At 37.2% G+C, this 24,069-nt stretch carries 28 protein-coding genes; 20 read left to right on the top strand and 8 right to left on the bottom strand.

The window, feature by feature from the left end:
• The first annotated feature begins 88 nt into the window (after positions 1–88).
• The 5 genes from EOJ36_RS09445 (at position 89) to EOJ36_RS09425 (ending at position 3,812) form a co-directional block, all read left to right on the top strand.
• Entirely contained in the window at positions 89–1,384 is a 1,296-nt protein-coding gene (locus EOJ36_RS09445) for a carboxypeptidase-like regulatory domain-containing protein (RefSeq protein WP_127804731.1), read from the top strand.
• A 100-nt stretch (positions 1,385–1,484) separates the two neighbouring features.
• Positions 1,485–2,027 carry a nuclear transport factor 2-like protein gene (locus EOJ36_RS09440; RefSeq protein ID WP_127804729.1) on the top strand — a complete coding sequence of 181 codons (543 nt, stop codon included), beginning with the start codon at positions 1,485–1,487 and terminating at the stop codon, positions 2,025–2,027.
• 29 nt (positions 2,028–2,056) lie between these two features.
• On the top strand, positions 2,057–2,521 hold the full coding sequence (locus EOJ36_RS09435) for a YybH family protein (RefSeq protein ID WP_127804727.1): 465 nt from the start codon (positions 2,057–2,059) through the stop codon (positions 2,519–2,521).
• Between the two features lie 11 nt (positions 2,522–2,532).
• A complete protein-coding gene (locus EOJ36_RS09430) occupies positions 2,533–2,949 on the top strand; it encodes an EthD family reductase (RefSeq protein ID WP_127804725.1) in 417 nt (138 codons plus the stop codon).
• A gap of 11 nt (positions 2,950–2,960) precedes the next feature.
• On the top strand, positions 2,961–3,812 hold the full coding sequence (locus EOJ36_RS09425; protein WP_127804723.1) for an alpha/beta hydrolase: 852 nt from the start codon (positions 2,961–2,963) through the stop codon (positions 3,810–3,812).
• A 12-nt stretch (positions 3,813–3,824) separates the two neighbouring features.
• On the opposite strand, the gene EOJ36_RS09420 is transcribed toward EOJ36_RS09425, so the two are convergent.
• Positions 3,825–4,301, bottom strand: coding sequence for a hypothetical protein (locus EOJ36_RS09420; RefSeq protein ID WP_127804721.1), 477 nt, complete (start codon positions 4,299–4,301; stop codon positions 3,825–3,827).
• A 220-nt stretch (positions 4,302–4,521) separates the two neighbouring features.
• Here EOJ36_RS09420 and EOJ36_RS09415 point away from each other — a divergent pair, with 220 nt between their 5' ends.
• Entirely contained in the window at positions 4,522–4,884 is a 363-nt protein-coding gene (locus EOJ36_RS09415) for a DUF2200 domain-containing protein (protein ID WP_127804719.1), read from the top strand.
• 27 nt (positions 4,885–4,911) lie between these two features.
• Here the strand turns inward: EOJ36_RS09415 and EOJ36_RS09410 are convergent, their stop codons facing one another.
• Both EOJ36_RS09410 and EOJ36_RS09405 read right to left on the bottom strand, forming a co-directional pair.
• Positions 4,912–6,081: a dipeptidase gene (locus EOJ36_RS09410; RefSeq protein WP_127804717.1), complete on the bottom strand. Its 1,170-nt coding sequence runs from the start codon at positions 6,079–6,081 to the stop codon at positions 4,912–4,914.
• Between the two features lie 4 nt (positions 6,082–6,085).
• Positions 6,086–7,024, bottom strand: a complete 939-nt coding sequence (locus EOJ36_RS09405; RefSeq protein ID WP_127804716.1) for an alpha/beta hydrolase — start codon at positions 7,022–7,024, stop codon at positions 6,086–6,088.
• A gap of 106 nt (positions 7,025–7,130) precedes the next feature.
• Between EOJ36_RS09405 and EOJ36_RS09400 the strand changes: the two genes are divergently transcribed.
• Complete coding sequence (locus tag EOJ36_RS09400) at positions 7,131–8,327, top strand: helix-turn-helix domain-containing protein (protein WP_127804714.1); 1,197 nt, start codon at positions 7,131–7,133, stop codon at positions 8,325–8,327.
• A gap of 17 nt (positions 8,328–8,344) precedes the next feature.
• On the opposite strand, the gene EOJ36_RS09395 is transcribed toward EOJ36_RS09400, so the two are convergent.
• Entirely contained in the window at positions 8,345–8,833 is a 489-nt protein-coding gene (locus EOJ36_RS09395; RefSeq protein ID WP_127804712.1) for an ester cyclase, read from the bottom strand.
• 181 nt (positions 8,834–9,014) lie between these two features.
• On the opposite strand from EOJ36_RS09395, the gene EOJ36_RS09390 reads away from it, so the two are divergent.
• The 11 genes from EOJ36_RS09390 (at position 9,015) to EOJ36_RS09340 (ending at position 16,852) form a co-directional block, all read left to right on the top strand.
• Entirely contained in the window at positions 9,015–9,923 is a 909-nt protein-coding gene (locus EOJ36_RS09390; RefSeq protein ID WP_127804710.1) for a hypothetical protein, read from the top strand.
• Between the two features lie 72 nt (positions 9,924–9,995).
• The gene (locus tag EOJ36_RS09385) at positions 9,996–10,373 is read left to right on the top strand and encodes a hypothetical protein (protein WP_127804708.1); all 378 of its coding nucleotides are present in this window, start codon (positions 9,996–9,998) and stop codon (positions 10,371–10,373) included.
• A 28-nt stretch (positions 10,374–10,401) separates the two neighbouring features.
• Complete coding sequence (locus EOJ36_RS09380; RefSeq protein ID WP_127804706.1) at positions 10,402–10,704, top strand: c-type cytochrome; 303 nt, start codon at positions 10,402–10,404, stop codon at positions 10,702–10,704.
• Entirely contained in the window at positions 10,704–11,588 is an 885-nt protein-coding gene (locus EOJ36_RS09375; RefSeq protein ID WP_127804704.1) for an alpha/beta fold hydrolase, read from the top strand. Before EOJ36_RS09380 ends, EOJ36_RS09375 begins: the two co-directional genes overlap by 1 nt.
• A gap of 49 nt (positions 11,589–11,637) precedes the next feature.
• Positions 11,638–12,135 (top strand): ester cyclase, encoded by a 498-nt coding sequence (locus EOJ36_RS09370; protein ID WP_127804702.1) that lies wholly within the window; start codon positions 11,638–11,640, stop codon positions 12,133–12,135.
• A gap of 8 nt (positions 12,136–12,143) precedes the next feature.
• The gene (locus tag EOJ36_RS09365; RefSeq protein WP_127804700.1) at positions 12,144–12,968 is read left to right on the top strand and encodes an alpha/beta fold hydrolase; all 825 of its coding nucleotides are present in this window, start codon (positions 12,144–12,146) and stop codon (positions 12,966–12,968) included.
• Entirely contained in the window at positions 12,968–13,384 is a 417-nt protein-coding gene (locus EOJ36_RS09360) for a VOC family protein (protein WP_127804698.1), read from the top strand. Before EOJ36_RS09365 ends, EOJ36_RS09360 begins: the two co-directional genes overlap by 1 nt.
• A 146-nt stretch (positions 13,385–13,530) precedes the next feature.
• Positions 13,531–14,748, top strand: coding sequence for an ATP-binding protein (locus tag EOJ36_RS09355; RefSeq protein WP_127804696.1), 1,218 nt, complete (start codon positions 13,531–13,533; stop codon positions 14,746–14,748).
• Positions 14,749–14,773: 25 nt separating this feature from the next.
• Complete coding sequence (locus EOJ36_RS09350) at positions 14,774–15,973, top strand: FAD-dependent monooxygenase (protein WP_127804694.1); 1,200 nt, start codon at positions 14,774–14,776, stop codon at positions 15,971–15,973.
• Positions 15,960–16,199 (top strand): helix-hairpin-helix domain-containing protein, encoded by a 240-nt coding sequence (locus EOJ36_RS09345; RefSeq protein WP_238944454.1) that lies wholly within the window; start codon positions 15,960–15,962, stop codon positions 16,197–16,199. The genes EOJ36_RS09350 and EOJ36_RS09345 overlap by 14 nt, the downstream gene beginning before the upstream one ends.
• Positions 16,200–16,204: 5 nt before the next feature.
• Complete coding sequence (locus tag EOJ36_RS09340) at positions 16,205–16,852, top strand: phosphoribosylanthranilate isomerase (RefSeq protein ID WP_127804692.1); 648 nt, start codon at positions 16,205–16,207, stop codon at positions 16,850–16,852.
• Here EOJ36_RS09340 and EOJ36_RS09335 read toward each other — a convergent pair.
• Together EOJ36_RS09335 and EOJ36_RS09330 are read right to left on the bottom strand one after the other, a co-directional pair.
• On the bottom strand, positions 16,839–17,246 hold the full coding sequence (locus EOJ36_RS09335; RefSeq protein WP_127804690.1) for a VOC family protein: 408 nt from the start codon (positions 17,244–17,246) through the stop codon (positions 16,839–16,841). The two genes, EOJ36_RS09340 and EOJ36_RS09335, sit on opposite strands and share 14 nt — an antisense overlap.
• 43 nt (positions 17,247–17,289) lie before the next feature.
• Positions 17,290–18,369, bottom strand: a complete 1,080-nt coding sequence (locus EOJ36_RS09330; RefSeq protein ID WP_238944453.1) for an acyltransferase family protein — start codon at positions 18,367–18,369, stop codon at positions 17,290–17,292.
• A 106-nt stretch (positions 18,370–18,475) separates the two neighbouring features.
• Between EOJ36_RS09330 and EOJ36_RS09325 the strand changes: the two genes are divergently transcribed.
• Both EOJ36_RS09325 and EOJ36_RS09320 read left to right on the top strand, forming a co-directional pair.
• On the top strand, positions 18,476–20,131 hold the full coding sequence (locus EOJ36_RS09325; RefSeq protein WP_127804688.1) for a carboxylesterase/lipase family protein: 1,656 nt from the start codon (positions 18,476–18,478) through the stop codon (positions 20,129–20,131).
• Positions 20,132–20,239: 108 nt separating this feature from the next.
• Entirely contained in the window at positions 20,240–21,019 is a 780-nt protein-coding gene (locus EOJ36_RS09320; protein WP_127804686.1) for a hypothetical protein, read from the top strand.
• A gap of 51 nt (positions 21,020–21,070) precedes the next feature.
• On the opposite strand, the gene EOJ36_RS09315 is transcribed toward EOJ36_RS09320, so the two are convergent.
• Positions 21,071–22,558: a glycoside hydrolase family 28 protein gene (locus tag EOJ36_RS09315; RefSeq protein ID WP_127804684.1), complete on the bottom strand. Its 1,488-nt coding sequence runs from the start codon at positions 22,556–22,558 to the stop codon at positions 21,071–21,073.
• Between the two features lie 11 nt (positions 22,559–22,569).
• Entirely contained in the window at positions 22,570–24,048 is a 1,479-nt protein-coding gene (locus EOJ36_RS09310) for a glycoside hydrolase family 28 protein (RefSeq protein ID WP_127804682.1), read from the bottom strand.
• Between the last annotated feature and the right edge of the window lie 21 nt (positions 24,049–24,069).

Here is a 24,069-nt window from a genome sequence, read left to right as displayed (position 1 = left end):
CATTTGTTGTAATGCATAGTGTTAAAGATACCAAAGGCGGTATGATTAAGAGAAAACCATTGAAACATTAATTTATAAGCTATGTATCATGAAAACCAACCTACTCTTTTTTGTACGGGGAATAATAGGATTTTTCTTCGTAGTGCTAGCTCAAATGCCAGCTTCTGCTCGTTTGTCAACCTACTACCCAAGCGATACTAGTTCTTTTAAGCAATTTAAAGGATCTATTTTGGATAGTAAATCCAAAGATAAACTGGCCTATGCGAGTATTACCATCTCAGGTACAACAATTTCAACCATCAGTAATAGTGAGGGAAATTTTTCTATTAAAGTGCCAGCAGAAAAGCAAAATGCAAACCTCATTATTTCTTATTTGGGCTATAAAAACAAAGTTTTTTCTATCAAGGATTTAAAGCTTGAAAAAAATGTATTGTATTTGGAGCCCAGCAACATCTTACTAAAAGAAGTAGTGGTAAATGTGACTGATGCCAACAAAATCTTTTTGGATGTTCTAAAAAATCGATCTCAAAACTATGGAGAAAATCCACTTCAAATGCTTGGGTTTTACAGAGAAACGATCCGAAAACGACGCACCTATGTTTCTCTTTCAGAATCTATTGTGAATATCGACAAGCAACCTTTTTCAGTTGCCTCGCAGGACCAAGTTAAATTGTTTAAGGGTAGAAAAAGCACCGATTACAATAAATTAGATACAGTAAACTTTAAATTACAAGGCGGTCCTTATTCGGCCTTATTTGTTGATATCATCAAGAATCCAGATTTTATCTTTTCAGAAAATGCATTTGAACTTTATGATTTTAGTTTGGATGAGGTAACCTATATCAATGACAATCAAGTCTTGGTTTTAGGATTTAAACAAAAACCAAGTATTGAAAGTCCCTTGTACTATGGTCAATTATTTGTTGATGCAAAAAGTCTTGCGATGGTCAGCGCTAGCTTTCATTTAAATGTAGAGGACAAGGTGAAGTCGGGTGCTTTATTTGTACGTAAAAAGCCGGCCGGACTTACCTTATACCCCACAGAGGTCCGTTATCAGGTAAATTATCGACAACAAAATGGTAAATGGAATTTTGCTTATTCTCGCGGGGATCTGACCTTTAAATTAAATTGGGACAAACGGATTTTTAACACTATTTATAGTACTACGGTAGAATTGGCTATCACCGATTGGGAAAATCAGGAAAACAAAGAAAAACTAAATGCGCAAAAATTGAACTCCAATGTAATTATGTCGGATAAAGTTGGAAATTTAGCTGACCCGGATTTTTGGGGAGCCTATAATATCATTGAACCGGAAAAAAGCATTGAAACGGCTATCAAAAAATTGCAAAAGAAATCGTTTAAAGAGCTATCAGAAGAGTAAATGATTTGTTCCGTTTTCGGTTTTTGGAACATTTTCTAAATCAGAATTTCATCTCGAAATTGCCTTTTGTTTTATGTTTGATAAAACATAAACGAAAAAAATGAAAAAAATCTTTTTGATCATGGCTGTAGCCACAGCCTTATTTTCTTGCGGACAGAAGCAAGAATCTTCGATTGTTTCAGTAGTAGATACGGCAGACTCTTTGGGGGGAACCTTTTCTTCTAACGATGAAAAATCACAAATTATTCACAACCAAATTAAGGCGGTTACTTCAAGCGACACCTCTTATGCTTGGGATGAATTAGACGAGAACATTAAAGTTTTTTATCCGAGTGATACAATCCCCGATATGGTTGGCAAAAAAGCATATAAAGCAGATTTTCTTGCTAATGTCTCTTTTTGGGAAAACCCACACTTTACTTTTTTACGTGTTGTGACTATGAAAATGAATAATGGTGAAACATGGTCAAACTTATGGGGAACATGGCACGCGAAAGGACATTTTTCGGGCAAGGAATTTACAGTAAATGTACACCAAGCCATTAAATGGGAAAATGATAAAGAAGTCCAAGAAGTTAATTTCTATGATACCAAATTTGTCATGGATGAGTTAGAGGCCAAAAAAGCCGCAGAAAAGAAATAATTGTACCTTTTAATTAAAATTCTATTACTATGAAAAAATTATTATTCTCAGCACTCGTTGCTGCAAGTTTGTTATCATGTCAATCAGAAACAAAACCAGCTTTCGATTTGGCGAATGCTCAAAATGAAATTAACGAAGCAAATAAATCCTTCGAAAACTATGTTAGCAAGGGCGATTCAGTGGGACTGGCCACAAATGTTTATACCATTGATGCCAAATTTATGAATCCCAATGCCCCAAGTGCAGAAGGTAGAGCCGCAGTTACCTCTGCTGTCTCAGGAATTTTTAAATCAGGTATAACAGGTATTAAGTTGACATCCAAAGAAATTTGGGGCGATGGGAATACGATTACTGAAGAAGGGGCCTTTGAACTAAACATTAAAGACGGTACCGTTGTTGAAAAAGGAAAATATCTTGTGATGTGGAAAAAAGAAGATGGGAAATGGAAAATACATAGAGATATGTTTAGCTCTGATATGCCAATTGTTAAATAAATAGAAACTCTATGAAAACAAAATTAATCGGAATCCTAACAGCAGTATTCGTCATGATGGTTCAGGTGTCATTCGCACAAAATGCTTCTTCAACTCCAAAAATTACCAAAGGAATGATTAAAGTTGGTATTTATTATCCCAAAGGTGAAGGCAAGACATTTAATATGGATTATTATGTAAACAAACACATGACTTTGGCAAAATCTTTATTAGGTAATAGTCTAAAAGCAGTTGAAATTGATAAGGGTTTGGCCAGCGGCGTACCCAATACACCTTTACCTTATGTAGCTATTGGCTACTTATATTTTGATTCTTTAGACTCATTCCAAAAGGCTATGAATGCAGAAGTATCTGCAAAATTGAATGCAGACGTACCGAACTATACAAATAGTATACCAATAGTTCAAATTAGCGAGGTGCTATTATAAATTCAATTGAAATGAAGAAACTTTTATTCCTTGGGGTCCTAGTTCTTTCCCAATCTCTTATTGCTCAATTCCCCTTGTCGAAAGACTTAACGGCAAAGTATGAATTGACCTCCAACTACAATCAGACAAAATATACCGTGGAGGTTTCTTTGCCGGTAAGGTATGATGCCAGCAAAAAATATCCTGTGTATTATATTTTAGATGGGTATTACGCAGCATCCATAGCTCATGGGGTTCATAGAGCCCTCCAGTTGGAAAATTCAATTGAGGAAATTATGGTGGTGACCATTTCTGGTCCAGAAACTACTTCAAGCGAATGGTTGAAAAACAGGTGGCCAGATTATACATTTTCCAAAGATACCTTAAATGATGTAGGTTACGCAAAAGCAATGGGTTTGCCGGCTGGAAGTACCATTTCTGGGAAAGGTGACCAATTTTTACAGACCTTAACAAAACAAATCTTTCCATTGATTGAAACGAAATATAGTTTTAATGGTAGTAGAGGTATTTCTGGGCATTCCTTGGGTGGACAAATGGTTGCTAATTTAATGTTTAAAACACCTGAATTATTTAATCGATATGGAATTAATAGTTCTTCTCAACGTTTAGCCCTCAATAATGAGATTCGTACTATCGAAAAAAATTATGCCGCTACTCATAAGGAGTATAATGCAAAAGTATTTTTATCTTTTGGGAGTTTAGAGCCGAAGGATGCGATTGAAGATTTACGCTATTTTGATGGCCAATTAACAAGTCATTACAAAAACATACAGACTAAATTTGTTGAATTTGCTGACGAAACTCACGTGTCGGTCATTCCAGCCATGTTGACAAAATGTATGGGGTTTTTGTATAAAAAATAATAGACTAAATCGCTATTTCCAATAATCAAACAATGGCCCATTGATACCGAATAATGGGTCAGTGTTTGGTATTGGGATATTTGCGATTTCTGCTAAGATGGTTTGTTCTTCTTCTAAATTCGTTTTCAGATTCCAATCTGCACCATTGGGATAACCGCCAATAAATTGGTATTTCATTGAATTGTCAAGTGAATAATGCCCCACCCCTGCAGGCATGATGATGACATCTCCCGTTTCTACTTGTAACTCAATACCATTCTCCCCACCAATTTTTAATTTGGCAGCTCCTTGAGCTAATCCCAAAACCTCATGTGTATTGCTATGAAAATGGTCATAGGGCAAAATGATGTCCATCCAATTGTTTGTCCACCCGTTTTTTTTAAAGGTTGCCTCAAAATCTTGTAGGACGTTTTTGTAAATCAAAACTGGTAAAGAGTTGTTGGGAATAATACCATCGTTTTGGAAATAATAGGAAATAGGGCTTATCATACGTGTAATACCAAATTGAACTAATGTCTTCTGTTGCTTTATGGGTTAGGTAGTAATGCGAAATATAAGTTTCCTGTTAGTGATTTTGATTTTCTTTTTTTAAGGGGTAATGCGTCCCCTTACCCAGCCGGGGTGGCCCCCTGCAATTTACGAGTTTTAAAGTTCAGTTAATTGATAAATTTAAATCCTTTATTTTTGAAAGATCAAAATCAAATGAATCATGGAAAATAGTGCTTCAAACGACAGAATAAAAAAGATGCTTTTCGGAACTGTATATCCTCTTTATTTAACAAAAGTGGAGAGAAAGGGCAGAACAAAAGAAGAATTGGACCAAGTTATTTCTTGGCTGACGGGGTTTTCGTTGAAGGATATCGAAAGGTATATTCAGGAACGCTCAACCTTTGAAACCTTCTTTGCAGAGGCGACCCTACATGCCAATGCCCACCTAATTACGGGTTTGATTTGTGGGTACCGTGTACAAGAAATCGAAGACGAATTGACGAAAAAAGTTCGGATGCTAGATAAGCTGGTTGATGAATTGGCAAAGGGTAAAAAAATGGATAAAATATTGCTCGAGGATTAAAACGCTTTTACCTTTTGAATATGAGTATTACTCCTCATTCGCTTTCAAAACCCGCAATAAATTGCCACCCAAAATTTTGTTAATGTCTTTTTTAGAATAACCTTTTTCTACCAACGACTTGGTGATGAGCGGGTAGGTTGTTACATCATCTAATTCTTTTGGAGTTAGATGTATTCCATCAAAATCTGAACCAAGGCCTACATAATCTACGCCCACTAATTTGATAATGTATTCGATGTGGTCTATTAAAACGGAAAGTGCGGGTCGCAGGGCTTGGGTTTCGGCAGGATATTTGGCATACATGGCGTCTAATAAATAATAGTCGGCCAGGCCGGTTTTTTTCAAAGCATCCATTTCTGACTGGTGTCTTTTTAAAAATGAATTTTCTTTTTCATTGAAACTGGGGTCTAAAAAACCAGGATAGAAATTTACTTGAATTACCCCTCCATTTTTTGCGATGGCTTTTATTTGCTCATCTTTCAAGTTTCTTCTGTGCGGCATTAGGGCATAAACAGAACTATGGGAGGCAATAATTGGTTTTTTACTGAGTTGAATGACATCCCAAAAGGTTTGTTCGCCTACATGACTTACGTCAACCATCATGCCCAATTCGTTCATGCGTTGAACTACTTTTTTCCCAAAATCTGTTAACCCTTTATGACTTAATTTGGGATTTGTGACTTCATCTGCGGCACTTGTTGCCCAATTGGGGGCAACGTTGTGGGTTAATGTTAAATAGCGGGCACCTCGATTATAGAGGGCTTCTAAATTGCTTAAATTGTTGTCTATCATGTGTCCGCCCTCTACACCACACATGGCGGCTATTTTGCCTTGTTTGACAGCTTGAACTAATTCTTTGTAGTTGGCAACTTTTGCAATTTTGTTTGGATTTCTTGCAATAACAGCGTCCAGACTATCCATCGCTCTGTTGGCATAAACAAATGGATTTTTGGTATCTCCATCGCAATAGACAGAAAACAATTGTACGTCTAATCCTCCTTTTTTCCATCGATTTAAGTCCGTATGCGTTTTCCCGCTTAAATCATGGTCAAAAACGACTCCCTGATCCACCACTTTCATTAATATATCATTGTGGGTATCTACTAAAATGGCATTTTTGTGAATTTTTTGATAGGATTGCGCGGCAACGATCTGTTGGAGAAAAATAAAAAAAAGGAGAATCGGAAGTCGTTTCATAGGGCTATAATTTTCCTAAAAACTTATTCACCTCCAACCAATGGGTAATGGCATCAAACCATTTATTGCTGGTTCGGTTCGGATTCCCAAGGCCAAAACCGTGTCCACCATTTTGGTATAAATGAAATTCAACCGGTCGTTTTGCCTTAAACCATGAATCGATAATTCCAAATTGGCCATTGAATAAAAAGTCGTCAGAGGCAATGACATTGAACATTGGGGGTGCATTTTCAGGTACTTTTACAGGACCCATTCCGCCATAAATTGGTCCAATAAAGGCCAGTTTCATTGTTTTGGAATTTAGCGTGCAGTGCATGGTGAGTCCGGCCCCTGCAGAAAATCCAATCATGCCAATCCGTTGAACATCTACACCCCATTCCTTTGCATTTTTTAAAATCAAGGCATAGGCTGCTTCGGCGTCTTGCAATTGATTAGACAAATCCATTTGTGCCATTGGATTTGTGTTTTTTGTGCTATCTGTTTTTGGTGGAGCCGGTGGGCGAGGGCGATTCATCCAAGCCGTAAAATCTTCTAATTTTTCTGCCGTAGGAAATAAGCGATATTTTAATACAAATGCAGTAATGCCTTTTTTTGCAAGCGCCTCTGCTACCTCCCAGCCTTCATTTCCCATAGAAAGCCAGCGGTAACCACCACCAGGTGCCACAATTACAGCAGCGCCATTTGCTTTTCCTTTTTCAGGGAAAAATGGTGTTAAAGTTGCTGTAGAAATGTTTCTTGCCATTGGATCTCCCCATTGGCGAAACCAAGTTTCTTTGGCCGGTTGGTCTTTTACAGCGCCTGTGCCCAAAGGAATTGCATTGGGTTCTTTGGGAGCATCTAATGGATAGATGGTGCCGTCTTGTGCAAAACTAGTTAATGCAAGGCATTGAAAAAGAATTACATAGAGCAAATGGTAATGTAATTTGTTGTAAAAATTTTTCATAATTTATTAAACAGGTTTCTAAAAATACAATATTAAGTTTTTACAATGAATTTGAAATAAAAAAATTAATTTTCTTAACTTGTAACAACTCTATTTATATATCATTTTGGAAATACTTGCACCAGTCTTTGGGATTTTTACCTCTTTTATTTTATTGTATTACCTAAGTTCCTTGAACCGGTCCAACATCTATTTAGCCTTGTTTTTCTTGTGCTGTAATTTGGTGGTGATGGTTTATTTCGGTCTGCATTATAGTAAAATTGAATTTTGGGAGGGGATTTGTTTTGTGCATTTTTTGCCCCTTTCATTTTTGTTGGGGCCCAGTCTGTTTTTTTATATTAAATACACGCTTTCCAACAACAAGGCATTTCAGCCCATCGATTTGCTTCATTTATTTCCGGCGGTTTTTGTAGCGATTAATTGTTTGCCATTTACGACACTACCTTTGGAGGTAAAAACCCGCATGGCACATGAAATTGTCAATTACACGGAAGATTATCGTTTGAATTTTTGGTGGGCGACTTTTGAGCAACTGCTATATGGTCGCTCCATTCATGTGATGTTGTATGCTGTGCTTTCGATTGTGTACTTTTTTTGGAACAAGCGACAGGTTCTTAAGGCCTTTGGCGTTTTACCTTCCAATCATGTGATCATTCAGCGCTGGTTTTTCTCCTTACTTTTTTTACAAGTCTTGATTGCTGGCACAAGTCTTGGACACATGATAACCCTATACTTTAAACCCTTTTTAATTTTAGGGATACCTTCCGTTGAACTCTTTAGCGAAAGTCATTTTTTCCGCATTTGTGGCGGCGGATTCTTTATTCAGAATTTTATTCTCTTTTTATATCCTAAAATTTTATATGGAAATATCTCCTATTCTGTTGACTTGGAAGAAGAAAACACGTTTCAAAAAATAAAGTCCAGCATTGCAAAGCCTTTGAAAAATGGGATTGAAACATTGGAAATTACCAACGCCATACAACAATATTTGGTAACTACTCCTTTTATTAAAAAGGATTTTACCCTATCGCAAATGTCCTTCGACCTAAAAATAACAGAACGAGTTTTGTCAACTTATTTTAACAAAGAATTAAACAAAACTTTTGGCGAGTGGAAAAACGATCTGCGAATAAATTATGCTTGTGACTTGATTGAAAATGGTATGGCTCAAAAAATTACGATTGAAGCAATATCGGCAGAGGTGGGCTTTGTTTCTCGCTCCAAATTTATTGATGCCTTCAAGGAAAGAAAGGGGGTTACGCCTTCTACCTATATTAAGGAAAGAAAGTCGACCGGAGCCTAAACCCCGGTCGATTCTTTTTATTTAACCGGAATGAGTCCTAATTGTTGCATAAAAACAAGGTTATCCATGAAATCTTGTTCTTCTGTAATTTTACGATCTTTCATTTTGGCAATGGTACATCCAATTACATCTACATTTTTGCCAGTCGCAGGAATACCAAAGAAAGGCCCTGTGTGTTTACCTTTAAACTGCCAATATTTTACTAATTTGTCACCATCAGCAAAGATTTCTTTCACAATAAATTGACGGTCTGAAAATCCTGTTACAAAATTTTCATAATAAGCTTTTGCATTTGCTTTGCCTTTTACCTCTGGTACAGTATGTAGAACTGCATTTTCAGCATAGGCAGTATCTAAAATGTTTGTTCTTCCTTCATTGATAGCTACTTCCCAAACGTGAGAATAATAAGTAACATTTTCCTGAGCAAGCTTTGCATTTTTGTCAGCCTCGCTGGTACATGCCATCATTGAAGCGGCTACTAGGATTGATAAAATTGTTTTTTTCATAAGTGATATAGTTTTGAAATATTTTGATTGTAAAACTACCAATTGAAAGGTTTTGGCACGCGAATTATCTAAATCATCTGTTCCCAAAAACACAAATGGGAACAAAAATTTACTCTTAAGATTTTTAAACGATTAGGTATAATAAGTACTTGCAGAAAAAATATCATAATTTATCTAATCTATGAAAAAGCTCATTTTATTTGGTGCACTTTTGGCATCTACTTTCACAGTTTCTGCGCAGAATGCAGGAAAGATTTTTAATGGTCCAGACAACGGAAAAAGCTTCCAATTGGGATCAGAAAAAAGTTCTAAAGTTGTGTTGGACGCAACGAAAGCCTACAACTCCAACAGCTCAGCGGCTGAACAAGCATTTTATTCAGAGGAAATGCAAAAAAAGGGAGGCGATTTTAATAGAAAATTTCATGAGTCTATGAAAACTTTGAACAATGTTCCAATGGCAATTTTGCCTTTAAAAGTTCCGGGGTCATCAGATGAGATCGTTTTAATGCAATCTACTGAAGACCGTGAATTTAAAGATGGGTCTAAGCAAAAGCTTAATTTATTTGAAATATTTAAGGTAGGTAAAGACGGGAAAATTTCTGATTTTAACCAATATTACAATATTCCAAAGGAGAATGAATTCGGAAAGACCTATGGAGGAAAATATATTTCTGCTAAACCCAATGACCCGTACAATGGTCGCCCATTTCAGTTTTCAAATCGTGGAGAGATAGACATGATTGAGAAGTTTGTGAAAGCATATAATTCAATGGATATTAAAACCTTTACTGAATGTGTAGCAGATGAGGTAACCATTGAAGATTTTGATGGCAATGTGATGAAGGTTAAAAAAGATCAATGGCCTAGTCTATTTGCAGAATACAAATCTTTGGACTGGAGGCCAGATGTGATTTTACCATTTAAATTAAAAGACACTGATCCTGTTTCAGGAATTTTAGTTCATGCTTCCGAAAAACGCGTGTTGAAAGACGGAACTGTTTGGGAGAAAAAGGTTAATGAATTATTCCAATTCAATTTGGAAGGTAAAATTTCTGCAGTAGAGCAGTTTTCAAGAGGAGTTAAAAAATAATTTGAAAAATTTCAATTTTGGTTTTGATAAACTTAATGAATAGGTTAGTCGAGAAATCAAAAAGAAGTTTATATGCTTGAAACAATCAAAAAACTTAAATTCAGATCGCAAGGAATTGTGCTCAATGCACCGAAAATTATGGAAGAGGAATTTCTCAAATTGGGTTTCAAGACCCAATTTGAAGATTCCAAAAGTGAAAATACCTTGGTTTTTCTTTCAAGCAAATCAGATTTTATAAGTTTTCTTGAAGAAGATTTATCCCAAATAGAATTTGACTCCGTGTTATGGTTTGCCTATCCGAAGGGTACTTCAAAAATTAAAACCGATATTAATCGAGATATATTACGAGTTACCGGAGAAGAATTTGGCATCACCACAGTAACAGCAATTTCAATTGATGAAACGTGGTCTGCCCTTCGGTTTAGACCAATTGCGCAAGTAGGAAAATAAAAAATTAAAACGTTTAAAAAATTTAAAAATGCCAACTCCTATTCCGATGGAGGTTAAAACAAAATTAAATGTGGCTGTTACCGCATCGGCATCACAATTAGCAGAAGGAGCAAAACTCTTTGATGTTTACTGTTCAGGTTGTCATAAATTAAATGGAGGTGGAACCATTCCTAATTTAACTTATTCCAAGCCTGAGATAATCAACATGATTGACGACATTGTTCGTAAAGGAATTTTCTTGCCAAAGGGAATGCCTAAATTTGGCGATCGCCTTTCTTCTCAGCAGGTAAAAAATATTCAGCAATTTATTTATGCAAAAGCTAAAAAATAATGAAAAATAAACTATTCATCCTCTTATTCATTTTTACCAGTGGGACTTTGTTTTCCCAAATTCCTTACGGCTCCAATTCAAAAGTTGGAAAAAGAGTTCAAGTAGGAGATATAAGCATGTATTATGAAACCTATGGAAAAGGAGAACCTTTAATATTGTTGCACGGAGGTTATGGGTCCTCTGAAATGATGGGCGGCATGATTGCGGCCTTTTCCAAGAAATATAAAGTAATTGCAGTGGATTCTCGCTCGCAAGGAAGAACAACAGATAGTGACGAAAAAGAATTGACATATGCACAAATGGCATTAGACGTGAATGGTTTCATGGATAAGCTTCAACTAAAGAAGGCAAAATTTGTAGGCTGGAGCGATGGAGGAAATATTGCACTTGAATTGGCCTTGGTTCATCCTGAAAAGATAAACAAAGCAGTAATATTGGGAGCTAATTTCACGGGAGAAGTTTCTGGAGTATTTATCGGAATTGATTCAACTTGGAGAATGGATCCGAAGGATCCGCTTTTTGCTAAAACAAAAAAAGAAATAGCAAAGTATTTTTCTACTTATGAAAGATTGGCTCCTGATAAAAGCAAAATTGCGTCCTCTAAAAAGAAGGTAACCGCAAATGCATATAACAATCCGAAAATTACTTTAGCACAATTAAATTCCATTCAAGTTCCGTTTTTAGTGATGGCCGGCGACCACGACATGTTTACCTTAGAACATACCATGGCGCTTTACAAAAATTTGCCTCAAGCCTCCCTTTATATTGTACCAGATGCAACGCATATTTCACCTTGGGAAGAACCAGCATTGGTGCATTCGGAGATATTGCGCTATTTGGGCAAGAAGTATAGAAAGTTGGATCCAACCTATTTTTGGAAATAAACAGGCTTGATGGTTTTTTAATATTTATGACAATACAAACAAAACACACATGAAAAAATTACTATATTTTATTTTATTACTTGCGGGATTTACGGTAACTGCACAGTCTAAAAAAGAATGTCAGGACCTTTTAAAAGCTGAAAAGCAAGTCGAAACAAATATTCAACTCTATAAGGCAACTTGGGACAAAATTTTTAATCAACGCGACATTGATCAGGTTAATGAACAAAATTTTGCAAGCGATGTAATTTTATTAAACCAAAAGGAAGGAATCAGAGCACAAGGAATTGAAGGGTTTAAAAAAGCATTTAATGCCTATTTGATTGGATTCTCAGATATTAAATTTACCTTTATCGATGTTTGGGGTCATGGAGACAAATTGGTCAAACACTGGAATTTTCAGGGGAAACACAATAAAACTGGAAACATGATGAATCTTTCTGGGGTTACTTTGGTGAAAATGAAAGACGGTAAAATTATTGAAGAACAAGATTTTGATGATAACCTGTGGTATAATCAACAATTGGGATATTACCTAGTTAAATAAAATGTAAAATGAAAAAATCACTGCTGTTAACCCTGTTTTCAATCGTTAGTATTCTTGGTATAGCACAAATCCCGTACGGGTCCAATCACGGAAAATACATTACCATTAAAGGCGCCAAAGTATATTACGAGGAGTACGGGAAAGGAACACCCTTGTTGTTGTTGCACGGTGGATTTGGTTCTATTAAGGACTTTAAACAAGTCATAGGTACCTTGTCGAAAAAATACCGAGTCCTTGCTTTGGATAGTCCGGGACAAGGTAGATCAGAGCAAATTGCTGCCATCAGTTACCAGATTTATGCAGATTATTATGCGGCATTTATCGATCAAATGAAATTGGATAGTGTGTATGTATTGGGTTGGAGTGATGGCGGGAATTCTGCATTTATACTTGCGCATGACCGTCCAGATAAAGTAAAAAAAGTAATTGCGAGTGGCTCTGATAGTGATATGTTTGATGCAGCTCCTGCTGGATTTGTGGAAAATATGAAAACAAGAACCCCCGAAAATATTTCTGAAGAATATAGACAATACTGGTTAAATGACTTTTTGAAATTATCCCCCAATAAAAACACTTGGCAAAAATCATTTATTCAATTACGAGATATGTGGGTTACAAAAGAGGTAATCTCCGACGAACATTTGCGTAGTATCAAAAGTAAATTTTTGGTGGTTTATGGAGATAAAGATGTAATTAAATTAGAACATGGTTTACACATTTACCGCACTATCCCAAGTGCTCAGTTGCTAATCTTACCAAATACTTCTCATATGGTTTTTTCTGAAAAACCGGCTTTGATTTCTCAACTAATTGTTGAATTTTTGGGGAAATAATGAAACAAATTTTCATCAATCTTCCGGTAAACGATTTAGAAAAATCGGTAAAATTTTATGTGGCATTAGGGTTTACGATTAATCCATTGTTTACAGATGAAGACCAAAAATGCTTGGTTTGGTCTGACGCTATTTATGTGATGTTGCAGTCCAAATCGTTTTTTACCTCTTACTTGAATAAACCCTTGGCAGATGCAAAAGCATTCCAAACTACCTCACATACCTTGCCAGTAGAGAGCATTCAGCAAGTAAACGAAATGATGGAAAATGGCTTACAAGCGGGCGGCACAGAGCCCGTGCCGGTACTTCCCGAAAGTTTTATGTATTTGAGAAGCATCGAAGATTTGGATGGTCACCTCTGGGGCATTATGTTTTTGGATGTGGAGAAGTTTAAATCCCATGGTCTCATTGCCTAAAATGGATAAAGATATCTTTTCATCTCGAAACTTGTCGACAAAACTCCCATCTATTTTATCGCAGAGTTTTAGGAATTTCAGGCCTATAAATTCCTAAAACTTTGTAATATTTGGAAGTTTTAGGAATTTCATATACCTTGCAGGCAATGAAAACCATACTGCGACAATCATATCTTGAGACTCTTTCTTTATTAAAAGACAAGAATCTAATCAAAGTAGCTACAGGTGTAAGGCGTTGTGGAAAGTCAACCTTATTTACCCAATTTCAGAACCAATTACGAAATGATGATCCAACTATTTCAATCATTTCGATCAATTTAGATATGCCAAATTTTCGAAATTTGGCAGAAAAAAATTGGAAAGAGATCTATGATTTTATCATTCATCAGGCAAAAGAAAATCAAGTTAATTATGTGTTTATCGATGAAGTTCAAAATGTAAAGGAATTTGAAAAGCTACTAGAAGGGCTATTTGTTACTCCCAATATTGATTTATATGTAACGGGTTCAAATGCTTTTTTGTTATCAAGTGAGTTGGCTACATTATTGACGGGTAGAGCCTTTGAAATACATGTTTTGCCTTTTTCTTTTAAAGAATTTCTAAGCTACACGGGTAAAGAAGCAAATCCAGATAGAGCATTTGCTGAGTATATCCGCATAGGTGGATTTCCTGAAGCCATACGATTGTCTGAAGTTGGGGGAAATTTTGTCGCCGAATATTTACAAACGGTTTATCGAAATATTTTTGAAAACGACATTTCTAAGCGCTACACTATATATGCAGAAAACTCCTATTATGAAGTTGTCAATTTTTTAATAGACTCTATTGGTTCAAGTATTTCTTCGAGTAATATTTCCAATAAGTTAACATCGAATAATAAAAAAATAGATAATAAAACCGTTTCAAAGTATATAAGTACCCTGGTAGAAGCGTATTTATTTTATCGAGTTAATCGATTTGATATCAAGGGGAAACAGCATTTGGCCACGCAAGAAAAATACTATTTGGTCGATTTGGGCTTTCGCTCTGCATTGATAGGGAAAGAGTTGTCTACTGATTCTGGTCATTTGTTAGAAAACGTCATATATCTTGAATTGAAAAGAAGGAATTATCAGGTTTGGATTGGGAAAACTGATGGATTGGAAGTGGATTTTGTTGTTCGAACGAAGGACGGATATACAAAATATATTCAAGTTTCTCAAACAGTTCAAAATGAACTTACTTTAGAACGCGAATTAAAGCCCTTTAATCGTATATCCGACCATAATGAAAAGATTTTATTGACCATGGATTACGATACTGGAACTTATAATGGCGTAAAAAAGGTAAATGCCATTGATTGGTTGTTGAGCCCTGATAATTAAATTTATACAATTTTAATCACACCCAATGAAACCCAAAAAAGTACTCATATCAGGAGCAAGTATTGCTGGCCCCACCCTGGCCTTTTGGTTGGATCGCTATGGTTTTCAAACGACCATTGTGGAACGGGCAGAATCGCTTCGATTGGGAGGACAAAATGTAGACATCAAAGGTGCTGCGAAACGGATTGCGCAATTGATGGGTATAGAGGATGAAATCCGTGCCTCGGATACGGGTGAATTGGGTGTTTTATTTGTAAACAGTGACAATGTTACGCAAGCTTCATTGCCCAAAGGCGAATCAAACCTGGGAACCAGCGAATTGGAAATTCTTCGTGGAGACCTTGTAAAGATTTTGTATAAACACACCAAAGACAAGGTGGAGTACCTTTTTGGGAATCAAATTACGGCTTTGGAAGAGCATGATTCAGGTGTAAAAGTTACTTTTCAACAGGGGGAAATCAGGGATTTTGATTTGGTCATTTGTGCAGATGGAATACGCTCTCGAACACGAAATTTAATTTTTGGAGATGAGCCTGTGGTGCGGCCTGTTGGATTATATGTTTCGTATTTTACCATTCCAAGGGCCGATTCAGATAGTCGCTGGGCGAGGTGGTACAATGCAACAAATTCGCGAGTGATTGTGATGCGTCCAGACAATGAGGGCACAACCAGGGCTTCTTTTTCATTTCTTTCAGAACCAAAGGACTATGAAAAACTAAGTTTGGCGGAACAAAAAGAAATTTTGTCAGAAAAATTTTTTGATGCCGGTTGGGAAGCAAAGCGAGTCTTGGCAGCCATGGAATGCAATACAGACATGTATTTTGATGCCATTAGTCAGGTGATTGCACCTAGATGGTCGAAAGGGCGTTGTGCGATGGTTGGCGATGCCGCGTATTGTCCTTCTCCTTTAACAGGAATGGGAGTAAGTCTTTCGGTTCTCGGGGCCTATCTGTTGGCCGGAGAACTTTCCAAACATGCAGACCATCAGAAGGCTTTTGGCTCCTACGACAACCTCTTTCGTCCTTATGTAAACAAAATCCAAAAACTTCCTCCAGGGGTTCCCAAATTGGCTCATCCAAAAACGAAATTAGGTATCTTTGTGTTGAATACCCTTCTTAACATTATTTCGAGTAAGGTCGTACAAAAAATTGGGAAGGTTTTTTCGAGTATAAATACGTCTTCCACATCTGATGATTTTGAGTTACCAGAGTATGAAAAATTGTAATCTTAAATCCAACCAAGAACTAGCCCAATGGTATGATCTTGAAATTCAGCAAATGGATGGTAATATTCTTGAATTAAAATTGGCGCGACCTGCTCTTCGCGCCTTGGTGAATGAAGGCATTTACACTCTTGAAAAGTTAAAAACGAAAACACAGGTCGAAATAGCAAATTTACATGGAATGGGCCCTTCAGCAATCCAAAAATTAGTAGTATTTTTAAAAAAATAAGAGGAATGACGCACGTAAAAATTTGCTGCATTAGTAGTCCAGAAGAAGCACAAATAGCTATTAAAAATGGCGCTTCTGCTTTGGGATTAGTAGGGAACATGCCTAGTGGTCCGGGGATTATAGAAGACTCTTTAATCCACCAAATTGCTAAAACGGTGCCTCCACCAATTGCTACATTTTTGTTGACCAGTGAAACAGAGGCCTCAGCTATTGTGTCTCATTATCAAAAAGTACATACAACGACGATTCAGATAGTTGATGCATTAGAAGGTCGAGAATATACAGCCATCAGAAATGCCTTGCCACATGTGAAGCTGGTGCAGGTGATTCATGTAATTGATGAAGCTTCGGTTCAAGAGGCGATAGAGGTTTCTGAGTTTGTTGATGCAATTTTGTTAGACAGCGGAAACCCTAATTTGGCTACAAAAGAATTGGGAGGGACTGGCAGAGTACATAATTGGGATTTGAGTAGAAAAATTAGAGAAAGCATCTCCATTCCCTTGTTTTTAGCGGGGGGATTAAACAAAGATAATGTCCGACAAGCCATAGACGCCGTTCAGCCTTTTGGCATTGATTTGTGTAGTGGAGTGCGAACCAACGGAATATTAGACGAACGAAAATTGCAAGAATTTTTTGAGGCTATTGCTCGCTGAATTTTGACATATCCATAAAGAATAATTCCCAAGTGTGACCATCAAAATCCTCTAAAGTTCTCTGGTACATAAAGCCATAATTTCTCGGCTCATTGGGCTCTGTTCCACCTGCATTTAGCCCCATTTGCATCATTGTATCCACTTTTTGGATACTGTCTAATGAGAGTGAAAACAAACCTGCTAATTGTGATTTAGTATCTGCAATGGGTTTGGAAGTAAATTGTTTAAATTTTTCGTGTGTCAATAACATCACATAAATATGCTCGCTCCAGATCATGCATTTTGCTGTTTCATCTGAAAATTGAGGATTCATTTGAAATCCTAATGCAGTATATAAGTCGGCAGATTTTTGAAGGTCCTTTACCGGTAAATTTAAAAATAGTTGTTTTGACATAATTCAGTAAATGTACGTTGAAAAAATTTAAATTTAGACCTTATCACAACCTGAAAAATATCTTTTTTCGATACAAAAAATAACACATTCCCCACTCCAATCCGAAGATTACTAGTGCTGAAACGATTTGATTTGGTATAATAGAAAGCCTAAATGGCAGGAATAATCCAGTAGTAATTTGTTCGATATACCCATTAAACCAACGGTGACCCACAATCTCAAAAAACAAATAAATGAAGAGGGAGTTCATGCCAACGATGGTAAAAAAATCGACGTTTTTTTTGTGGTTTTTGAGATCAATCCACCAATAACAAAAGGCAATTCCCAGCAGGCAATATCCGAGGGATACAAGGGTAAAAGAGGAAGTGGCGATACGTTTGATGATAGGAGTTATCTCAAGCAAGTCGAGCCCAAATCCAAGCAAAAGGCATGCCAAACTGCCCCAAAGAAGTAGATTTATTGGTTTATCACGATGCAAAAAGATTTTCCCAACCATCGCTCCGGCAATGGTATGCACTGCCGTAGGAATACAATTAATGGCAACCCAGCCCCCTTTATTGATTTTGTTCATCAATACCAAATCTATGTAATTCCCGAAATTGTGTTGGTCTGTAAATGGTTGATCGAAATTCGGAATATGAGTATATCGATACAATATTTCTGTTAGCAAAAGTAAGCCCAAGCTAAATAGGATTTGATGAAGATAATTCCACCGAAAAATCAAAAACGTGATCAGGGTTGTAACTGACAATTGAGTAAGCACATCCCATAGCTCAAACGACAATCCTGTTTTTCGCACTGCATAGTCTAATACCCCCCAAAAGAACAACCAGCCACTTCTTTTGAGTGTTTTGATCAGTGATTTTGTCCAAGGAACTCCTTGTATTTCTTGGTGATGTAATGAATAGGCCATAGCAATGCCCGCCATGAACATAAATCCCGGTTGGATAAGGTCCCAAAAATGCAAACCGTGCCAAGGATGGTGAAAGAATTGGGCAAAAATTAGGCCCAGAAAACCGTTTTCAGTTGCTTCAAAGAGTGGCTCATACAATCCTGCACTTTCCAACATCAGTAAAACCATAATGAATCCTCGCATGAAATCTAAAGACAACAATCTATTCATATTGATTGATTTTGCATTTTATTCAAATTACTATTATCTTTCTAATATAGTATTTTTTGGCAAAAATATATAGTTTTTTTTAGTCAAATGTAATAAAGATCCCATCATGCAAAGAAGAAACTTTTTAGGTCAGGTATTGACTGCCACAGCGGCTACAACCTTATTGAATCATTCCACATTGGCTAATTTTTACAAAAGAAATAAGTCGAGTGTTGCAGAGGAATTTGTTATTGCTGACACAAAACTTGGAAAGGTTAAAGGTGTTTCAATTGACGGTGTAAACATATTTAAAGGTATTCCTTATGCCGGAAAAACATCAGGAGAATATCGTTTCAAGAGACCAGGTAAATTAGCGCCTTGGAATGATGTGCTGGATGCCACCAAACCGGGGGCACCTGCTATTCAACCACCCAGAAGAAATGAACCGGATCCTTCGGAAGATTGCTTGTTCTTGAATGTGTGGACTCCGGCCAATGACGGTAAAAAGCGTGCCGTAATGTTTTATAATCATGGGGGCGGATTTGTCATTGGTTCTGGTGCTGCGGGTGGACAAGATGGGGCAAACCTAGCTAGAAATTTTGATGTGGTAGTCGTACAAACCAATCACCGCTTGGGCCTTATGGGCTTCTTGTATTTAGACCAAATTGCCGGGCCTGAGTATGAGGGTTCTGGCAACAATGGTATGTTAGATATCGTTGACGGACTAAAGTGGGTAAATGCCAATATTAAAAATTTTGGTGGGGATCCGAACAATGTCATGATCTGGGGAGAATCGGGCGGAGGCGCCAAAACCTCATGTTTGTATGCCATGCCATCTGCAGCGCCTTATTTCAACAAAGCATCGATTGAAAGCGGTCCAGGAGTTCGAATGTTCGACAAAGAAACCGCACATGAAACAACTTTACAGGTATTCAAGGAACTAAATATTCCTATTTCGGATTGGAAGAAAATTTTAGACGTTCCTGCTGCAGACTTATTGGCCTTACAAAATAAATTGCCTTCGGTGGCTCCTTTTCAAGAAAAAAATAAGAAAAAAGGAATGATGAGTCGAAATGCAGGAGGCTTTGGTCCAGTTGTTGATGGGAAGGCCTTATTAGCGAATCCGTTTGATCCTATTGCTCCTAAAATTTCGAAAAACAAACCTTTATTAGTGGGTTGGAACGAGGATGAGTTTACCTTTTTTGCTTGGCAAAGTAAGGATACAGAATTTACGAAATTAGATTTTGAGGGATTAAAGGCTAAACTTCTACATACCTACGGTGATGATACAGATAAAATTATAGCCACTTACAGAAAATCATTGCCTAATGCCACCGCACCCGAAATTTTTATAGCTATCTCATCTATTACCATGATGGGATTAGGGTCTATAACGATTGCTGAAAAAATGGTTGAACAAAAAGCTGCACCCGTTTATTTGTATAATTTTGGATATAAATCTGAGATGAAAATTCCTGGAACAGACTATCCAATGGGAACTCCGCACGCAATGGATATTTCCTTCAAATTCAACAATGAATCGGCCAATAAGCCAAGCTTCTTTGGAGGTAATCGACCAGAAAAGGCAATCGCATCTCACAATTTTGCAGAGCTCTGGACAAACTTTGCCAAAACAGGTAAACCGTTCACCAAGGAGGGTCCGGGTTGGCCTGCTTATAATCTTCAAGACAAACCCATGATGAGAATTGATACGCAAATGGAGATTATCATTAATAGATATCCAGAAATTATTGAACTTTGGAGAAGTTTAGGTAGAATATAGAAAACTGGACAAATAATTTTCAAAACCAGACAAATATTCGCAGGCAAAAGAATGTTATTTTATGTTATTCATAGAAATTTGAATCTGTTAAACTAAACTCAAATTTCTATGAAAAAAGGATTATTACTCGCATGTGCGTCTTTTTTGATTTTTTCCTGTTCTAAAAAAGAAGAAGTAGCCAGTTTAAATGGTGTCTATAAAATGGACTCACAGTCTATTTATGCGGTGTCAAACGACAGTTTGTTGCAAACAGGCGAAAATCACAATCAGATCAAGGTATATTCAGACTCTCATTACATTTGGATCAATATGGCAGCAGATTCATCTGCTAATTTTGGCATTGGCTCCTATACTGCTAAAGGTTCTGATGTGGTTGAAACTAATATTTTTAACTCTGGAGGAGAGGAAGAAGCGATTAATTATAATCTGGTCATTGAGAAAAATGAGGCGGGCTATGTACAGAAAATCCCAAGCATGAAAAACAATGGAATTGACATTAAAATCGAAGAAAAATATTCTCGAATGAAAGAAGACGCAGCCAGTGAATTTGATGGATTGTGGAAAGCAACGAGTAATTATTTTGTGAAAGGTGCAGATACAACTCGTCAGAATTATCCAGATTATAAAATGTACAACAAAGGAAATTTCATTTGGGGTGTAAGAGCCTTGGTAGATACGGTTAAGAAGGAGTATGTTCGATATGTTGGAACAGGTACATTTACAGTTGACAAGGACCAAATTAAGGAGATTACCAACTTAACAAACATTCGTGGCGGAGTTCCTGAATCAAATCTAAAAATCCAAAATAAGACGGAAGATGAATTTCTGCAAGTAATTAATCAGGCAGATGGTCGCGTTAGATATACGATTTACAGTAAAGTTAAATAAGTATTTTTGTTTTCTATTTATAGAATTAGCCTCGCATACGCGAGGCTTTTTTTATTTAATAGTTTTACTGGTCGAACGATATTCAAAAATTTGCTGTTTGCCATTGCTCTCAGGTTCGCTGAATTTCATCGACTGGTAGCTGGCCTCTTTCACATCGTCTAATACGATAGCGGGTCGGTAATCTTTTTTTAAGGCAGTGAAGGTAACGTTTTCAAAGTTAATTCCTTCTGCATGTCGAACGTAAAACCCCCAAGCAGGTAATTCTTTGAATTGCGAAAATTCGGGATAGGCATCGCGCATTTCTGGAATTCCGTCTAATTCGGCTGGACTTAATCCGCGCTTGGCATACATCGGATTCCCTTCCCCAGGATAGACAATTTGGATATTTTTAAGCGTCACGTCTTTTATCTTGTTTTCCACCAAACCAACAATGCTTGCCGGCGAAATATTTCTAGGTAAATCTTCCACGGGCCCCTCGTAATTATAGCCAGCATCTGGTTTTCCCATCGGGACTTCAGCATATACATTCGAAATGCGAACATTTTTTAATGAAGGCTTTTTTCCCTTTCCCCAGCGATCGCCAATTCGTAAATAAATAACATTGCCCGTATTGATTGATTTGACGCCATCAATTTCAATGTTTTCAATCTCGGCACCATCAACAGCCGCTAATGTAATTGCCGAACGATAGGTATCAAAAATGGTTAAATTGGTGACTTTAAAATTTTTAAATCCGCCTCTAGAAACCGTACCAAACTTTAGTCCATTGGCACTTGACCTGCCAACGCAATTATCCACGACAACGTTTTTACACAGATGTTCTGCCGAATGAGATTTAAAACAAAGGACATCATCTGCTGCATCAAAATAGGAGTTTTTGATCACCACATCTTCACAATCTACCACATCAATTCCGTCGTTATTCCAATACGATTTACTATCTACTGTTATGCCATCAACGTATAAATTTTTACATTGGTCATAGGTTTGATTCCAACTTGCAGGATCTTTTAAGGTAATATCTTTGATGGTAATATTTTTACATTCGCGGAAGTAAATGTTTTGTGGCCGATTGGTTTCATTTGGTCGATCATATTTTAATGGGTCCGTGTAAATTCCGGTTTGTATATAAGTCACCATATTATTGGCGGTTAGATACCCCCTTCCATTAATGGTACCTTTGCCAGTAATTCCAATGTTTTCTTGATTTACTGCAAAAATCATGGACATCCAACCAATTTTTTTGTCTTTTACATAATCAAACGGGTTAGTTGAACCAAGAATGGTGGCTCCTTGATTGAGGTGTAGCGTGACATTCGATTTTAGGTAAATACTTCCTGTTACATAGGTGCCTGTTTCAAAAATTAGTCGGCCACCACCCTGTTCATTGATGAAATTAATGGCATATTGAATGGCGCCGGCATTGTTGGTCGTGCCATCGTTCTTTGCTCCGAAATCACGGATTAAATAGTCTTTTGCTATGAGCTCAATGTTGCCAATAAGGCTAAGCAAACCTGCAATCAATAGGTATTTTTTCATGCGACTTGGTTTTATTTGCTTTGCACAATGTTGGTGGAACGATAGCTGTGTACTTGTTTTTTCTGTTTTTGAGGATCAATAATGTGCATTTTAGATAAAGTGGCGCCTTGTACATCATCAAATACAAATGCAGGACGATATTCTTTTCCTTTGGCAGTTAAGGTTACGTTCTCAAATTGAATGTTTTTCGCATGTCGAAGATAAAATCCCCAAGCAGGTAATTCCTTAAATTGGGAAAATTCTGGATATGCAGCCGGCATTTCAGGAATGCTATCTAAGTCGGCATTGGAAATTCCCCGAAAAGCATAGTTTGGATTGCTGTTACCCGGATATACAATGTTAATGTTTTGAAGTTTTACATCTGAAATGTATTGTCCAGGAAGTCCCACAATACTTGCCGGTGAAATGTTTCTTGGCATATCTTCCACAGGTCCTTCATATTCTCTTCCAGCATCGGCCTTTCCTGCAGCAATTTCGCAATGCATATTTCGAATGGTGATGTTTTTCATCGTTCCCGTTCGACCCTTGTTCCACCTAGCCCCAATTCGCAGGTAAATAGCATTTCCGGTATTATAAGCATAAAGACTATCCACCAAGATGTTTTCTACAGCTCCTCCGTCTGGAGTGGCGATAGTAATGGCAGAGCGATGAGTATCGAAAATTTTATTGTTGATGATTTTAAAATTTTTGTATCCGCCAGAGGATACGGTTCCAAATTTGATACCACTGGCACTAGACCGAGCCACACAGTTTCGCACTTCTACATTTTCGCACAGCTTTGTTGCATCGTGCGATTTAAAACAAATGGCATCATCACTGGAATCAATGAAAGAATTGGAGATCAGTACGTTTTTACAATCTACTATATCGATGCCGTCGTTGTTCCAAAAGGCCTTACTGTCTACGGTCAGTTTATCAATTTTTAGGTTTTCACACTGGTCGCAAACAACTACCCATTCTGCAGCATTTTTTACGATGACCCCTGAAATGTCCACATTTTTGCATTCGCGTAAATAAATACCTTTGGGCCTACGCTGAGCAGGACGGTCGTTAATCAGGGCATCTTTCAATAGGCCCTTGTGTACTTGATCTAATAAATTATAGGCTACCTCTCTGCCTTGTCCGTCGATTACGCCCTTGCCTGTTATAGCAATATTTTGAGCATTGTAGGCTGTAACCAAGGCTGGAAAGGTTTGTGTGACGTTGTAATCATAGATATTGGTTGAACCCAATAAAATGGCACCCTCTTCCAGGTGGATAGTCACGTTGGACTTTAGCTGAATCGTTCCGGTCAAATACCTGCCTACATAAAACACTAATCGGCCACCTCCTTTTTCATGGATATAGTCGATCGCTTTTTGTATAGAATTGGTATTCAGTGTTGTGCCATTGGATTTAATACCAAATAAGGAAGCTTTATAATCGTCTGCCAGCACAATGGAGCCAAGGCAAATCCAAAGGCAAAATGCCAAAAAGCACGTTTTTTTCATATCAATAGGTTTTCACCCCTA

Origin of the sequence: Sandaracinomonas limnophila, assembly GCF_004005965.1 — a bacterium.
Taxonomy (GTDB): domain Bacteria; phylum Bacteroidota; class Bacteroidia; order Cytophagales; family Spirosomataceae; genus Sandaracinomonas; species Sandaracinomonas limnophila.
Note: the sequence above shows the minus strand (reverse complement) of the source record. Positions and strands in the feature narration are given on the sequence as shown.

Excerpts from the sequence above, each read along its gene's own strand:
- EOJ36_RS09445 (WP_127804731.1), top strand. The coding sequence starts at position 89 with ATGAAAACCAACCTACTCTTTTTTGTACGGGGAATAATAGGATTTTTC.
- EOJ36_RS09440 (WP_127804729.1), top strand. The coding sequence starts at position 1,485 with ATGAAAAAAATCTTTTTGATCATGGCTGTAGCCACAGCCTTATTTTCT.
- EOJ36_RS09435 (WP_127804727.1), top strand. The coding sequence starts at position 2,057 with ATGAAAAAATTATTATTCTCAGCACTCGTTGCTGCAAGTTTGTTATCA.
- EOJ36_RS09430 (WP_127804725.1), top strand. The coding sequence starts at position 2,533 with ATGAAAACAAAATTAATCGGAATCCTAACAGCAGTATTCGTCATGATG.
- EOJ36_RS09425 (WP_127804723.1), top strand. The coding sequence starts at position 2,961 with ATGAAGAAACTTTTATTCCTTGGGGTCCTAGTTCTTTCCCAATCTCTT.
- EOJ36_RS09420 (WP_127804721.1), bottom strand. The coding sequence starts at position 4,301 with ATGATAAGCCCTATTTCCTATTATTTCCAAAACGATGGTATTATTCCC.
- EOJ36_RS09415 (WP_127804719.1), top strand. The coding sequence starts at position 4,522 with ATGGAAAATAGTGCTTCAAACGACAGAATAAAAAAGATGCTTTTCGGA.
- EOJ36_RS09410 (WP_127804717.1), bottom strand. The coding sequence starts at position 6,081 with ATGAAACGACTTCCGATTCTCCTTTTTTTTATTTTTCTCCAACAGATC.
- EOJ36_RS09405 (WP_127804716.1), bottom strand. The coding sequence starts at position 7,024 with ATGAAAAATTTTTACAACAAATTACATTACCATTTGCTCTATGTAATT.
- EOJ36_RS09395 (WP_127804712.1), bottom strand. The coding sequence starts at position 8,833 with ATGAAAAAAACAATTTTATCAATCCTAGTAGCCGCTTCAATGATGGCA.
- EOJ36_RS09390 (WP_127804710.1), top strand. The coding sequence starts at position 9,015 with ATGAAAAAGCTCATTTTATTTGGTGCACTTTTGGCATCTACTTTCACA.
- EOJ36_RS09385 (WP_127804708.1), top strand. The coding sequence starts at position 9,996 with ATGCTTGAAACAATCAAAAAACTTAAATTCAGATCGCAAGGAATTGTG.
- EOJ36_RS09380 (WP_127804706.1), top strand. The coding sequence starts at position 10,402 with ATGCCAACTCCTATTCCGATGGAGGTTAAAACAAAATTAAATGTGGCT.
- EOJ36_RS09375 (WP_127804704.1), top strand. The coding sequence starts at position 10,704 with ATGAAAAATAAACTATTCATCCTCTTATTCATTTTTACCAGTGGGACT.
- EOJ36_RS09370 (WP_127804702.1), top strand. The coding sequence starts at position 11,638 with ATGAAAAAATTACTATATTTTATTTTATTACTTGCGGGATTTACGGTA.
- EOJ36_RS09365 (WP_127804700.1), top strand. The coding sequence starts at position 12,144 with ATGAAAAAATCACTGCTGTTAACCCTGTTTTCAATCGTTAGTATTCTT.
- EOJ36_RS09360 (WP_127804698.1), top strand. The coding sequence starts at position 12,968 with ATGAAACAAATTTTCATCAATCTTCCGGTAAACGATTTAGAAAAATCG.
- EOJ36_RS09355 (WP_127804696.1), top strand. The coding sequence starts at position 13,531 with ATGAAAACCATACTGCGACAATCATATCTTGAGACTCTTTCTTTATTA.
- EOJ36_RS09350 (WP_127804694.1), top strand. The coding sequence starts at position 14,774 with ATGAAACCCAAAAAAGTACTCATATCAGGAGCAAGTATTGCTGGCCCC.
- EOJ36_RS09345 (WP_238944454.1), top strand. The coding sequence starts at position 15,960 with ATGAAAAATTGTAATCTTAAATCCAACCAAGAACTAGCCCAATGGTAT.
- EOJ36_RS09340 (WP_127804692.1), top strand. The coding sequence starts at position 16,205 with ATGACGCACGTAAAAATTTGCTGCATTAGTAGTCCAGAAGAAGCACAA.
- EOJ36_RS09335 (WP_127804690.1), bottom strand. The coding sequence starts at position 17,246 with ATGTCAAAACAACTATTTTTAAATTTACCGGTAAAGGACCTTCAAAAA.
- EOJ36_RS09330 (WP_238944453.1), bottom strand. The coding sequence starts at position 18,369 with ATGAATAGATTGTTGTCTTTAGATTTCATGCGAGGATTCATTATGGTT.
- EOJ36_RS09325 (WP_127804688.1), top strand. The coding sequence starts at position 18,476 with ATGCAAAGAAGAAACTTTTTAGGTCAGGTATTGACTGCCACAGCGGCT.
- EOJ36_RS09320 (WP_127804686.1), top strand. The coding sequence starts at position 20,240 with ATGAAAAAAGGATTATTACTCGCATGTGCGTCTTTTTTGATTTTTTCC.
- EOJ36_RS09315 (WP_127804684.1), bottom strand. The coding sequence starts at position 22,558 with ATGAAAAAATACCTATTGATTGCAGGTTTGCTTAGCCTTATTGGCAAC.
- EOJ36_RS09310 (WP_127804682.1), bottom strand. The coding sequence starts at position 24,048 with ATGAAAAAAACGTGCTTTTTGGCATTTTGCCTTTGGATTTGCCTTGGC.